We start from the raw sequence: 12,710 nt of genomic DNA on the forward strand, positions 1-12,710 counted from the left end.
ATGAGTTCGTCGGCGCGGCTTCGGTTCGCTCTAGGACTCGGGCTCGTCGTCCTCGTCCGAGACCGCCTGGGACGCGGCCTTCTTGGCGGCGTCCGAACGACCCCGGCGGGTGCCCGACTGGTAGGCGCCTACGATGCGGCGGATCTCCTCGGGCGAGCGCAGGAGCTCCTCGTCCTCCTCGTCGCTCTCCGCCGCGGTGATCGGTGCCTCGGTGCGCAGTTGCGGGACCAGGTTGGCCTGCGGAACCCGCATGGGCAGGCCGCCCGGCGTGTGCGCGGTCTCCGGTACGGGGGGTGGATTCTCGGGCATCGGGCTCCCGGAGGTCTCGGTGGTGGCGGTGGGCGACCCGCCGCTTGCGGCCTGCGGCCGGTCGGCGGACGCGTCAGGGGACGGTGTGGAGCCGGGCGCCGGCAGGAGGTCCGGCCCGGCGGCCCGGTCGATCGGCAGCGGCACCGGGGCGGGCAGCGGCTCCTGCCGCCCGTCCGCGGATGCGGCCGCCGCGCCCTCCGCCGGGGCGTCCGGCCGCTCGCCGCGTGCGATCTCGCCCTGCTGCGCCCCGGCGGGGGCCGCGGCCATCGCCGGCGCGCCGCCCACCCGGCGGGTCAGCTCGTCCTCGACGTTCTCCACCACCAGGTCGTGCGGGATGACCACCACCGCGGTGGTGCCGCCGTAGGCCGAACGCTTGAGCTGCACCCGGACGTGGTAGCGCTCGGCCAGCCGGCCGACCACGTACAGCCCGAGCTGGACGGACCCGGAGGGGTTGAACTCCGGCGGGTTGGCGATCCGGTCGTTGATCTCCGCCAGCTTCTCGTCGGTCATGCCGAGCCCGCGGTCCTCGATCTCGATCGCGAACCCGCTGGCCACCGGCTGTCCACCGACCTGGACGGTGGTGTAGGGCGGAGAGAACGACACGGCGTTCTCGATCAGCTCCGCCAGCAGGTGGGTGATGTCGCCCACGGCCCGTCCGACCAGACCGACCTGGCCGAACGGCAGCACCGTGACTCGGGTGTAGTCCTCGATCTCGGCGACCGCGGCGCGGACCACGTCCACCATCGGCACCGCCCGTCGCCAGCCGCGCGCCGGGACGGAGCCGGACAGCACGATGAGGTTCTCGGCGTTGCGCCGCATGCGGGTGGCCAGGTGGTCGAGCCGGAACAGATCCTCCATGTCCCGGTCCGGCATGTCCCTGCGCTCCATCTCGTCCAGCAGGGACAGCTGCCGGTGCAGCAGCGTCTGCGAACGGCGGGCTAGGCTGAGCAGCATGTCGCGGAAGTTGCGGCGCAGCTCGGCCTGCTCGACCGCGGTCCGAATGGCGGTCTCCTGCACCGCGTTGAACGCCTTGCCCACCTGCCCGATCACGTCGTCGCCGAACTGCAGCGGCGGGGCCTCGGCCGACACGTCCACGGTCTCCCCGTGACCGAGCCGCTCGACCACGCTGGGCAGACGCTTGTTGGCCAGCTCCCACGCGGCGGTGCGGAGCAGCTCCAGCTGACGGAGCAGGGTCCGGGCGGTGGTGATCGACAGCACGATCGAGGCGATGACGGCCACCATGCCCAGACCGCCGGCCAGGATCAGCCGGACGATGATGCCGGCGGCCACCGGCTTGGAACGTTCGAGCAGGTCGTCACCGCCGGCCCGCACGATCCGCTCCACGCCCTCCAGGGCGGGCTGGGTGGCGGCGTGCCACTCGCCGGCCTCCACCGGGGGACGGGTGCGGGCCCGCCCCTTGGAGATCATCAGATTCTCCAGCGTCTGCAGCCGCCGGAACTCGGAGCTCTTGGTGAACTCCTCGTAACGGGCCCGGTCGGCGGGCGGCAGTTCCGCCGCGGCCTCATCGTGCAGGGTCCGCTGAGCGCCGACCAGCTGGGTGAACTCGACCAGGTCGGCCTCGGTGGGGCGACCGGCGGTCAACACCCCGGCCAGGTGCGCGTCCTCCCTGGAGAGCATCTCCTTGGCCCGGACCAGCGCGTTGAGGGTGCGGCTGTCCTTGACGATCTGCTCGTCGTCGAGGCTGGCACCGGTCGCGCCGAACACCGAGAAGGCGGAGTCGATGATCGAGTTGTAGCTCGCCGCCGCCGCGGTGCGGCTCGGCCGCAGCGTGTTGACCTGGCCGCGGACGACCTTGAGGGTGTTCAGCCCCTTGAGCAGCTCATCGATGCGGGCCTCCAGGGTGTCGCTGGCCGCGCGGGCCACGTCGTCGCCCTTGACCGACTCGCTGAACTTGGCCACGGCCTGGTCGGTGCGCGCCCGCTGAGCGTCCAGCGGCTGCCGCGGCTGCCGGCCGGCGCCGCCGAGGTAGACCATGGTGAGCCGGCGCTCCTCCTGGAGGGCGGTCACCAGCTCGACGCCGGGACGGCTGACCTTTTGGTCCAGTGTGTTGGCCCACAGCAGGCTGAGGCCGTCCTGCACGGTGACCCACGCGGCGAACGCCCAGAGCGCGGCGAGCGAGGCCAGCAGTGCTGTCACCTTGGCTCGCACACGCGAGTTGCGGAAACGCATTACACCCGCCCAAAGAGATACAGGTAATGACACTGCAACCTGTTCTTACTTAAAGCCAAGGTTGCGAAGCGTAGGACACGATAGCGCGACATAAGGCAACACGCTGCGCCGCATGGCGGGGATCCTAGCAACGCCATCTAGGGCGCTCAAGGCAACTTCTTACAAGTAAGACGTCGTCGCCTTTTGGGGTGTTTGTCACAATTTATGGGGTCGGTTGGGCGGGACGGACGACATCGTCACTCCAGCGGTCCGGACACGTGCAGAGCTGCCAAGATGTTCGCCTGCACGATCGCGGTGGGCGCGTACAAGTCCTTGTCGTGCCACAGCGGCGGGAATCCCGCCGAGCCGTCGATCTCCGTCAGCAACCGGGCGCGGCCTCGGGCGATCGCGCGCATGTGACGTTCCTCTCTCGGCCGGTCGCCGGAGGCCAGGATCTGCAGCGCGTACGCGGTCTCCTCCGCGGTCCCCTCCCAGCGTCCCCAGGATCCGTCCGGCCGTTGGGTGTCCAGCACCCACCGGGTCGCCGCCTCCACCGCGGCGGCCGCGATCGCGCCGCCGAACCCGCGCAGCGCGAGCACGCAGCAGGCGGTCGCGTAATACGGGGAGGCGTGCCAGCGGTCGTCCCAGCTCCCGTCCTCCCGCTGATGCTCCAACAGCAGCGCGGAGAGCCGGCGCACCGTCTCGGCGTACCGGGGCGGCGCCTCGGGCGCGGCGGCCGCGTAGTGGCCGAACGCCTCCAGCACGTGCGCGTTGACGGTGACGGAGAACCCGTCCTCCCCCGGCCAGGTGCAAAAGTGGGTGCCCAGATCGAACGGCCGCAGCGGATCCGGCGCGGGCGGCGGCTGATGGAAGCCGAGGGCGTACAGGGCGGCGGAGGTGGTGTCGGCGTCCTTGGGCAGCCCGCCTCCGGCGGGGGTGCCCCCCTCGGCCAGCGCCTCCCGCAGGCTGGCGACCACCTCGGCCGGCGGGTCCACGGCGATGCCCGCCCGGCCCAGGATGGACACCACCCAGGCCCGCTCGAACACGGTGATGGGCAGGCCGCACGGCACCGGCCCGCGGTGCCGGCTCACCACCGCCTCCAGGAAGCGCAGGGCCGGCTCGTCGGGGCTGCGGCGCCCGGTCCGGGCCAGCCAGGCCGCGGTCGCCGCCGGGGCGGCGCCCACCGAACCGGACGCATCGGGCCGGACGCGCGCCAGCGCGGGCTCGGAGAGCTCGATGATCTCCAGTGCGTGCAGCAGCTTCTCCGGCAGATCGGCGCCCTCCCCCAGAACGCGGCGGAGCGCGACGAACCGGTCGGCCGGCAGCCCGGACGGCGCCGCCAGCCGCCGCTCGGCGGGCCAGCCGGGCGGCGGCTGGGGCGAGCGGTCCAGGTGCCGGTTGATCGCCTCGATGAGGGAGTGCGCGATCACGTCGGCGGCGGGCATGTCCGGGATGTCCAGATCGGGCCGGGTCAGCAGATCGGCCAGCAGGCGCAGGCCCCGGCCGGCCGCCGCGGCCAGCCGGGGACGGTCCGGTCCCGCCTCGTGCAGGGAGGCCAGGAGCGCCTCGACGGCGCTGAGCGTGGGGACCAGCGCATAGCCACCGGGCGCCCCCCAGCCGCCGTCCGGCCGCTGGCTGTCGAGCAGATAGGCCAGCCGCTGCTCGTGTCCGGTCAGCCAGGGGGCCAGGGAGACCACCCGTCCCGTCTCATAGACCGAGGGCGAGGTCTGGCCCCACGGCTCGTGCAGCAGCCCGTCGAGCAGCTTCTGCGCCTGCTCGCGCAGGTCCGCGGGCACCAGGCCGCGCCCGGCGTCCGGGGCCGCGGCGGCCGGGAGGGAGAAGTCCGTGGTCACAGCGGCCCCCAGAAGTCGGTCATCCCGTAGAAACCGGTGCTCCAGCCGATCTGGCGTTCCAGGTATTCGGCCTGGAGGGGGTTGCGCTCGCGCACCGGCGCGATCAGCCTGCGGCAGTTCTCGACCAGATCGGCGATCCGCCGGGTGACGTGGTCGCGGTCGACCCCGAGCATCAGCGCGTTGAGATCGCCCCACTCCACGTCGCGCTGATAGGTGGCCAGGTCGTTGAGCAGGCGCAGGATGCGCTGGATCTCCTCGCTGATCACCCACAGCTCGTCGAGGTTGTCGTGGGTCCACCGGTCGCCGGTGGCGATCCAGTGCGAGAGGTTGACGAACGTGGAGCCGAAGTTGTCGGCGTTGGCGAGGTACTCCTCGAAGGAGGGGAGCGGCGCGCCGCTTCGGGAGTGCGCCGTCTTCCACTCCCACTCCCGGGTGACCCCGCGCAGGTAGAGCTCGACCTGGCCGCCCCAGCGCTCGCGCAGTCGCGGGAACGCCGGGACCTCGGCCAGCTCGTCCCGGATGTCGGCGAGGAAGCGCCCGAGCATGTCGTCGTCGGCGGGCGGCGCCCCGCCCACGATGTCCATGCACCGCTCGGCCGTGGCGTCGATCTCCTCCCGGGACGAGGCGACGTAGTCGATGACCCAGTCGATCGCGAAGATCCACAGCGTGGCGCGGTTGGCCATGCGCAGCTCGTCCGCCGTCGCCCACGGCGCGCCGAACGCGTTGGCCAGCGTGACGGAGCTGTAGAGCCGTGCGTCGAAGGCCCGGGGGAACAGTCCCGGGTACTCCTGCTCGCACTTGATCAGGTCGCGCTGGCAGTCGGCGGCCAGGGCGCTGATCCTTCCCTGCTCGGCGGCGATCCGGAGCAGGTCGGAATCGGAATCGGTGATGTGCACGTGCGATCCCCGTCCGCTAGGAGACGACCGGCTGGAGGGTGAGCTGGATCGGCTTGTCGGGCTTGAGGGTCAGCCCGGCCTGGAGCCTGGCGGTGGGCGGGCCGTACAGGGCGGGCCGCAGCCGGGGGATCATCGCGGACAGGATGATCTGCGCCTCGACGGTGAAGAACTGGGTGCCCACGCACTTGTGCGGGCCGGCGCCGAAGGCCAGGTAGGCGAAGCGGTGACGGCGCTGGCCGGGGGCGAACCGCTCGGGGTCGAAGACGTGCGGGTTCGGCCAGACCTGCGGCAGCCGGTGGGTGAGGTAGGGGCTGACGATGACGGTCGCGCCGCGCTTCATCCGGACGCCGTCGATGACGTCGTCCTCGGCCACCACGCGCGGGATGATCCACCCGATCGGGTACATCCGCAGCAGCTCCTGGGTGACCATCTTGGTGTAGCTGAGCCGGGGCAGGTGCTCGCGCTGGGGCACGTCCAGCCCGACCACCTGTTCGATCTCCTCCCGCATCCGCTCCATCACCTGCGGATGCTCGGCCAGCACGACCCACAGCCAGGTCAGCGCGGTGACCGTGGTCTCGGTGCCGGCCACGAAGATGGAGACGACGCCGTCGCGGATGTCCTTGTCCGACAGCCCTTCGCCGTCGGGTCCCTTGGCCTGCAACAGCAGCGACAGGATGCCGTCGCCGGCGCCCTCGCGGCGCGCCTGGTGCACCAGCGGGTACACGATCTCGTCCACCTCCCGGACGGCGCGGTGGAACGCCCGGTCGCCGGGGAGGGGGATCGAGTGCGGCACGAACGGCAGCAGCATCCGGGCGCGGAAGGAGGAGGTGGTGGCCGTCAGGATCGCGTTGCCCAGCCTCTCCACGTCGTCCCGGGTGAGCCGGTCGCCGACGAACAGCTGCAGGATGGCCCGGTAGACGATCCGGGTGATCTCGGTCATGGCGTCGACCGGTTCGCCGGGCTTGACGCGACGGCCCAGGTCCTCGACGGCGTCGGTGATCGCCTTGGCCATCTCGTTGGTGTAGGAGGCGATATTGGGACCCGACATCAGGTGCATGAAGACGTCGCGCTTGACGGGCCAGACCGGGTCGGCGCCGGAGGGTTCGCCCACCAGCCGGCTGAGCGGCTTCCACATCAGCCCTTCGCGCCGGTAGTTCTCGGCGTTGTCGCGCAGGATGTACTGCAGGTGGTCGGGGTGGGTGACCAGGTACGGCCGGAAGACGCCCAGGCTGAGCCGGGTGATCTCACCGTTGGCCGCGCGGGACAGGTCCTCCAGCGCCTGCAGCGGTGAGCGCAGCAGCGGGGGCAGGACCTGGCGTACCGGGAATGTCCGGGCGCGTCGAATCGTGGAGCTGTGGGTGTCAGTGGGCATCACGGAACTCTCTCGCGTCGCAGGCCGGACGAGGGGTGAAGCGTTCCGGGACCGAGACGAATCGGCGGCCTCGGTCCCCGGGTTCGAGGGGATCGTCGGTCACTTCGGGTGGTCTATCCCATTACTGTCTTATGCGGCTCATTTGGCGGAATTATCACATGATCAACTTTCCGGAACAAGGTTCGCTTTGGCAACGAATCACCAGTCCGAGCTGTGAGGTGCATCACGAATTGTCAGTGCGCAGGCGGCCGCCGGAGCCCTCGCCCATGCATCCGCATCCACGCTGACCTGGCCCTCCGCCGGCGTCCGACGGCCGTGCGCCGGGACTGACGCGCCGCCCGCCGCTCAGGGCGTTCGCGGACTTCAGGGGCCTGCGGCATGGGCCACCCGGAGAGCGTGCCCGCCGCGGCGCCCGTCGTCGACGCCCCGCCCGCCCGCAGGCGCCCCGCCCGCCCGCAGGCGGTCCGACGCCCGGCGTCGGGGGCGCGGTGCGCCGCCCCGCATTGCCGCCGCTCGGCGGCACGGTCACGGCGCGCCGAGCCGTTCCGCCGAGACGGCTGCCGGAGGGGAATTCCCTTGCTCTTCGACGGTCCGTCGACTCGCCGATTCGCCGATTCGTTCGGCGGCGCGGGAATTCACCGCGTGAGCCCGGGGCGCGGCCGGTGTTCCAATGTCCGACCGTCGCTCTTTTCTCGTTCTGTTTTCGCTGGTGAAGGCGGTGGTGTCGGGGTTTTTCGGGTGACGCGGTCCGCTTGCCCGCCGGCGGTCGCGCCGGTGAGGGGGCGGACGGTGCAGGGTTCTCCCCTCACCGAAAGGCCGAAGGCCACGGCCGGTCGGCCGTGGCCTCGGTGCGGAACGGGGCGGACGGAGCGGTGCTCCGCCGGGCCCGCCAGGGGTCCGTCCGAACCGCCGGACGGACCCCTGGCGGGCCTGCCCCGGGATCAGACGTTGACGCCGAAGTCCCGGGCGACGCCGGCCAGCCCGGAGGCGTACCCCTGGCCGATGGCGCGGAACTTCCACTCGCTGCCGTGCCGGTACAGCTCGCCGAAGACCATCGCGGTCTCGGTGGAGGCGTCCTCAGTGAGGTCGAAGCGGGCGATCTCGGCGCCGTCGGCCTGGTTGACCACCCGGATGAAGGCGTTGCGGACTTGGCCGAAGGTCTGTCCGCGCTGCTCGGCCTCGTGGATGGAGACGGGGAACACGATCCGGGCGACCTCGGCGGGCACCGCGGCCAGGTCGACCTTGATCTGCTCGTCGTCGCCCTCACCCTCGCCGGTGAGGTTGTCCCCGGTGTGCTCGACCGAGCCGTCCGGACTGCGCAGGTTGTTGTAGAACACGAAGTGCCGGTCCGACAGCACCCGGCCGGACTCGTTCAGCAGCAGGGCGCTGGCGTCGAGATCGAAGTCGGCGCCGGTGGTGGTGCGCACGTCCCACCCCAGGCCGATGGTGACCGCCCGCAGCCCCGGAGCCTCCTTGCTCAGCGACACGTTGCCGCCCTTGGTCAGGCTGACGCCCATGGGATCCCCTCGTTCGTCGTGACGTACGCCCCGTCCAACGGGGCAGGCGCGAGGATGGTTTCCCGGCCGGATCGCCGCGCCCCAAAGCGCGTGTTCAGTCCCACCAAAACGACCAGCGCACCGCGCCGACCAAGGACTCGGCGTACTGCAGGAAGTCGCCGCAGCCCTGCGAGATGTTGTCGGGACAGAACGCGTGGTGCTCGACGGCGATGTCGATCGCCTGGTCGAGGGTCGTCGGGGGAGCGGCCACCGACAGGTCCAGGGTGTCGAAGCCCACCGACATCACCCGGGCCCCGAACCTGTCCTCCCACGACCGCACCACGGCGGAGATCTCTTGAGGGTGATCGGTGTGGTTGCACGGCCCCGACCAGCCCATCCGGGTGAGGGCGTCGGCGCCCCGAGCGGCCGGCACCAGCCCGAGCAGCACATCATCACCGGCGTAGCGGGCCAGGACGTGCTCGCGCACCGTCTGGTCCGGATCATCGCCGGGCGGGGTCGCCGGGGCCAGGCCGGGCCAGGGGCCGCGCGGCACCCCGTTGTGGTCGACCCGCTCGCTCTCGTCGGCGTCCTCGGGCAGTTCCTCGCTCACCATCTCCCAGAAACGCTGTAGCACCCCGTCGGCCCTCAGCACGTCGATCGCGCCGACCGACAGGGGCGGGAACAGCTCACCGGAGTGCCAGGGCCGGTCGGGCTCCCTGCACAGCGGCTCCAGCAGCAGCGGATAGAAGCCGGTCTCCGGATGGCTCTCATGCAGCCGCATCCACAGCACGGCGGCGTCCGGCACCGGTTTGTCCGACACCCACATCACGGGCCCTCCGGGCCAGTCCCCCTCGTCGGGAACGATCAAGCGTCCCGGCGGCAACCCCGAGGGCAGCGCGTCGAAGGGCGTGTCACGGAACTCGGCCATGCCCGGCAACATAGCGGGCGGATATGACATTCCCTGCGACCCCGCCCACGGCTCGCGCATCACTCGGAACCCCTCATCTCCTCTGCGCGTCGTACCGGCCATGGCGATCGTCGGCGCGGAGGGGGCGTGATGAGCGGGCACGCGGCGGAGGCCGAGCGGATCCACGGCCGGGCGGCCCGATCCGGGGACGCCGAGGCGATGGCGCGGCTCGGACAGGCCTATGAGCAGGACGGGCGGGCGGCGGACGCCGAGCGCTGGTACGCGGCGGCGGCCCGGGCCGGCCACGTGATGGCGATGAAGTACCTCGGCACCCTGCTCATGAACGGTGGGGAACGGCTGGAGGAGGCCGAGCGGTGGCTGCGCGCCGCCGCCGACGCCGGCGAGCCGCAGGCCGTCGTCAACCTGGGCGCGCTGCTGCTGCGCCTCCCGGGCCGGCGCCCGGAGGCCGAGCGGCTGTTCCGCCGGGCGGCGGAGGGCGGCACCGTGCACGCCATGGTCAACCTGGCGATCATGTGCGAGGAGGACGGGCGGCGGGAGGAGGCGGACCGGTGGTTCGTCCAGGCCGCCCGGGCGGGGGACGCCGAGGCCATGCTGGTCCTGGCGGCACGGGCGCGCGCCGCGGGCCGCGAGGAGGAGGAGCTCGACTGGACACGGCGGGCGGCGGAGGCGGGCGAGCCCCGCGCCATGACGGACCTCGCCCTGCGGCATCAAAGCGCCGGACGCCACGAGGAGGCCGAACGTTGGCACCGGGCCGCCGCCGAGACCGGCCGTCCGCGTTCCATGGCGGCCCTGGGGGTGTTCTGCGCCGTCTCCGGCAGGCGCGCCGAGGCCGAGCGGTGGCTGCGCGCCGCCGCCGAGGCCGGCGACGACCAGGGGATGTTCAACCTCGGCAGCCTGCTCATCGAGGCCGGCCGTTCCGTCGAGGGCCGCGACTGGTATCTGCGGGCCGCCGAGCACGGCAACGCGGCCGCGATGTTCAACCTCGGCAACGACCTCGTCGACCGCGACCCCGCCCAGGCGGAGACCTGGCTGCGCCGCGCCGCCGACGCCGGGATGGTCGAGGCCATGTGGAACCTGTGCCGCCTGCTCAACTCCCAGCACCGCTACCCGGAGGCGGTGCCGTACCTGGAGAAGGCCGCCCGCGCGGGCCATCCCGACTCGATGAACGCCCTCGGCCGCGACCACCTCGACCATCGGCGGTACGAGGAGGCCGAGCCGCTGCTGCGCGGGGCGGCCGACTCCGGGATGATCGCCGCCTGCCGCAACCTGGGCCGGCTGCTGCTGGAGACCGGCCGGCTCCAGGAGGCCGAACCGTGGCTGTGCCGCGCCGCCGACGCCGCGGACATCGAGGGCATCGTCCGGCTGACCCGGCTGCTGGTGGAGACCGGCCGCAACGACGAGGCCGCCCCGTGGGTGCAGTGGCTGATCCGGCACGGCTACGCCAGGGCCGAGCCCGCCTCCTGAACGGCCGGCCCCTCGATCGGCCCGGCGGACCCTCTCACGCCGCGACCGCGGGCGATGCCGCGTCCGCCCGCGGTCACCGCGCCCCCTCGGCGGGGGCGAGCCGTTCGACCAAGGCCTCGACCAGCTCGGGAACGCGGTCCTCGGGGATGACCTCGGGGAGGGTGAGGCGGTCCAGGATGAGCCAGTTGATGGCCAGATAGAGCAGGACCACGGTGGTCGCGTCGCCCGGGAGGCCCGTCTTGAGGTGGAAGTCGACGTTCGCCTCCAGGTCATCGCGGATCTGCCGGGTCAGGATCTCCCGCAGCCGGGGACGGCGGGTGGCCTCCAGCCGCAGCTCCAGCAGGGCCAGCTGCCCCGAGGGGAACGCCGAGATGCGTTCGACCAGGTCGCGCATCAGGGCGGTCAGCCGGGCGCGGTCCCGCGGACCCTCCAGCGCCATGGCGACGGTGGCGGGAGCGGGCCGGAACCGTTCGTGCACGCGGGCGCCCGCCTGGGTGAGCAGCTCGTCACGGTTGGCGAAGTAGTTCGACGCCGTCCCCCTCGGCACGCCGGCGGCCTCGTCGACCGCGCGGAACGTCAGGCCGCGTGAGCCCTCGCGGGCCAGCACCTCGATGGCGGCGTCCAGCAGCGCGGCCCGTCGCGCCGGGTTCTGCCGCATGATCGCCCTCCTCTGATTGACACCACTCCAACTGTAGTACTACGTTCAAACCACTACATCTGAAGCGCTTTGGTTGAAGTGAATGGGGGGCGCATGCGCAGGCTCGTCTACTACGTCGGCATGTCCATCGACGGATTCATCGCCGGGCCGGGCGGGGAGGTGGACTTCTTCCCGGTGACGCCCGACGTGGTGGAGTTCATCCGCGAGGACTATCCGGACGCGTTGCCGACCCACGTCCGGGAGCAGCTCGGCGTCGACGCCGACAACCGGCGCTTCGACACGGTGATCCAAGGGCGCCGCACCTACGAGCCGGCCCTGGAGATCGGGGTGACCAGCCCGTACGCCCACCTGCGCCAGTACGTGGCGTCCGGGAGCCTCGGCGAGAGCCCCGACCCGGCGGTGGAGATCGTCTCCGGCGACCCGCTGGCCAAGATCCGGGAGCTGAAGGCGGAGGAGGGCCGCGACATCTACCTGGCCGGCGGCGCCCGCCTGGCCGGTGCGCTGCTGCCGGAGATCGACGACCTGGTCGTCAAGCTCTACCCGGTGGTCGTCGGGACGGGGATCCCGCTGTTCGGCGCGGACTTCTCACCCGTCCACTTCGAGCTGACCGGCGTCCGTCCGCTGGAGAGCGGCATGGTCGTCCTGACCTACCGGAAGAAGCGATCAATGCGGTAGGAAGGTCGTCATGACCGCGCTCGGCATGATCTTCCGTCCCCAGTTCCCGCCCGAACGGCTGCGCGCCGTCGCCCGCGCCGCCGACGAGGCGGGCCTGGAGGAGCTGTGGCTGTGGGAGGACTGTTTCCTGGAGAGCGGCGTCGCCAGCGCCGCGGCGGCCCTCGCCTGGACCGAACGCCTGCACGTGGGCATCGGGATCCTCCCCGTGCCGCTGCGGAACGTCGCCCTCACCGCCATGGAGACCGCCACCGTGGCGCGGATGTTCCCCGGCCGGCTGACCCTCGGCGTCGGCCACGGCGTGCAGGAGTGGATGGGCCAGGTCGGCGCGCGGGTCGAGTCCCCGCTGACGCTGCTGCGCGAGCACCTGACCGCCCTGCGCGCGCTGCTGCGCGGCGAGCGCGTCACCGTCCGCGGCCGCTACGTGACGCTGGAGGAGGTGGCCCTGGACTGGCCCCCGACCGCGGTCCCGGCGGTGCTCGCCGGCGCGACCGGCCCGCGCACCCTCCGGCTGAGCGGCGAGGCCGCCGAGGGCACCATCCTCACCGCGGGCACCTCGCCCGAGGGCGTGCGCCGGGCCCGCAGGCTCATCGACGAGGGCCGCGGCGCCTCGACCGGAGCGCACCGGCTGGTCGTCTACTTCCATGCGGCCACCGGTCCCGATGCGGCCGCCCGCCTCCGCGCCGAGCTCTCGGCCGAGGGGTACCCGTCCGCGCTCGACGTCTCCGCCGCCGGGGACGCCGAGACGATCGCCGAGGCCGTCCGGCGCCTGGCCGACGCGGGCGCCGACGCCGTGATCCTCCAGCCCACCCCCGACGAGCCCGATCCGGAGGGATTCGCCCGTTTCATCGCCGAAGAGGTCCGTCCTCGCGTCCCCGCGTAACGCGTTCCCC

General features: G+C 72.3%; 10 protein-coding genes. 3 read left to right on the top strand and 7 right to left on the bottom strand.

Going from position 1 to position 12,710, the window contains the following annotated elements; all coding sequences use genetic code 11:
• Positions 1 to 30 precede the first annotated feature (30 nt).
• From EIO00_RS02115 to EIO00_RS02140, 6 genes are all read right to left on the bottom strand, one after another.
• Positions 31 to 2,466 carry a sensor histidine kinase gene (locus EIO00_RS02115; RefSeq protein WP_241661060.1) on the bottom strand — a complete coding sequence of 812 codons (2,436 nt, stop codon included), beginning with the start codon at positions 2,464 to 2,466 and terminating at the stop codon, positions 31 to 33.
• 269 nt (positions 2,467 to 2,735) lie between these two features.
• Positions 2,736 to 4,331: a prenyltransferase/squalene oxidase repeat-containing protein gene (locus EIO00_RS02120; protein WP_206664011.1), complete on the bottom strand. Its 1,596-nt coding sequence runs from the start codon at positions 4,329 to 4,331 to the stop codon at positions 2,736 to 2,738.
• A complete protein-coding gene (locus EIO00_RS02125; RefSeq protein WP_140175180.1) occupies positions 4,328 to 5,227 on the bottom strand; it encodes a terpene synthase family protein in 900 nt (299 codons plus the stop codon). The genes EIO00_RS02120 and EIO00_RS02125 overlap by 4 nt, the downstream gene beginning before the upstream one ends.
• Positions 5,228 to 5,243: 16 nt before the next feature.
• Complete coding sequence (locus EIO00_RS02130) at positions 5,244 to 6,599, bottom strand: cytochrome P450 (protein WP_140175181.1); 1,356 nt, start codon at positions 6,597 to 6,599, stop codon at positions 5,244 to 5,246.
• 941 nt (positions 6,600 to 7,540) lie between these two features.
• Positions 7,541 to 8,116, bottom strand: a complete 576-nt coding sequence (locus EIO00_RS02135; protein WP_140175182.1) for a TerD family protein — start codon at positions 8,114 to 8,116, stop codon at positions 7,541 to 7,543.
• 94 nt (positions 8,117 to 8,210) lie between these two features.
• Entirely contained in the window at positions 8,211 to 9,023 is an 813-nt protein-coding gene (locus tag EIO00_RS02140) for a DUF4253 domain-containing protein (RefSeq protein WP_140175183.1), read from the bottom strand.
• A 129-nt stretch (positions 9,024 to 9,152) separates the two neighbouring features.
• On the opposite strand from EIO00_RS02140, the gene EIO00_RS02145 reads away from it, so the two are divergent.
• A complete protein-coding gene (locus EIO00_RS02145; RefSeq protein ID WP_140175184.1) occupies positions 9,153 to 10,487 on the top strand; it encodes a tetratricopeptide repeat protein in 1,335 nt (444 codons plus the stop codon).
• A gap of 73 nt (positions 10,488 to 10,560) precedes the next feature.
• Here the strand turns inward: EIO00_RS02145 and EIO00_RS02150 are convergent, their stop codons facing one another.
• Positions 10,561 to 11,145, bottom strand: coding sequence for a TetR/AcrR family transcriptional regulator (locus EIO00_RS02150; RefSeq protein ID WP_140175185.1), 585 nt, complete (start codon positions 11,143 to 11,145; stop codon positions 10,561 to 10,563).
• Between the two features lie 93 nt (positions 11,146 to 11,238).
• Between EIO00_RS02150 and EIO00_RS02155 the strand changes: the two genes are divergently transcribed.
• Together EIO00_RS02155 and EIO00_RS02160 are read left to right on the top strand one after the other, a co-directional pair.
• Entirely contained in the window at positions 11,239 to 11,820 is a 582-nt protein-coding gene (locus EIO00_RS02155; protein WP_140175186.1) for a dihydrofolate reductase family protein, read from the top strand.
• Between the two features lie 10 nt (positions 11,821 to 11,830).
• Complete coding sequence (locus EIO00_RS02160; protein ID WP_140175187.1) at positions 11,831 to 12,700, top strand: LLM class flavin-dependent oxidoreductase; 870 nt, start codon at positions 11,831 to 11,833, stop codon at positions 12,698 to 12,700.
• The last annotated feature ends 10 nt before the right edge of the window (positions 12,701 to 12,710 follow it).

The sequence above is a fragment of the Thermomonospora catenispora genome (assembly GCF_006363815.1).
In the GTDB taxonomy this organism is placed as follows: Bacteria; Actinomycetota; Actinomycetes; order Streptosporangiales; family Streptosporangiaceae; genus Thermomonospora; species Thermomonospora catenispora.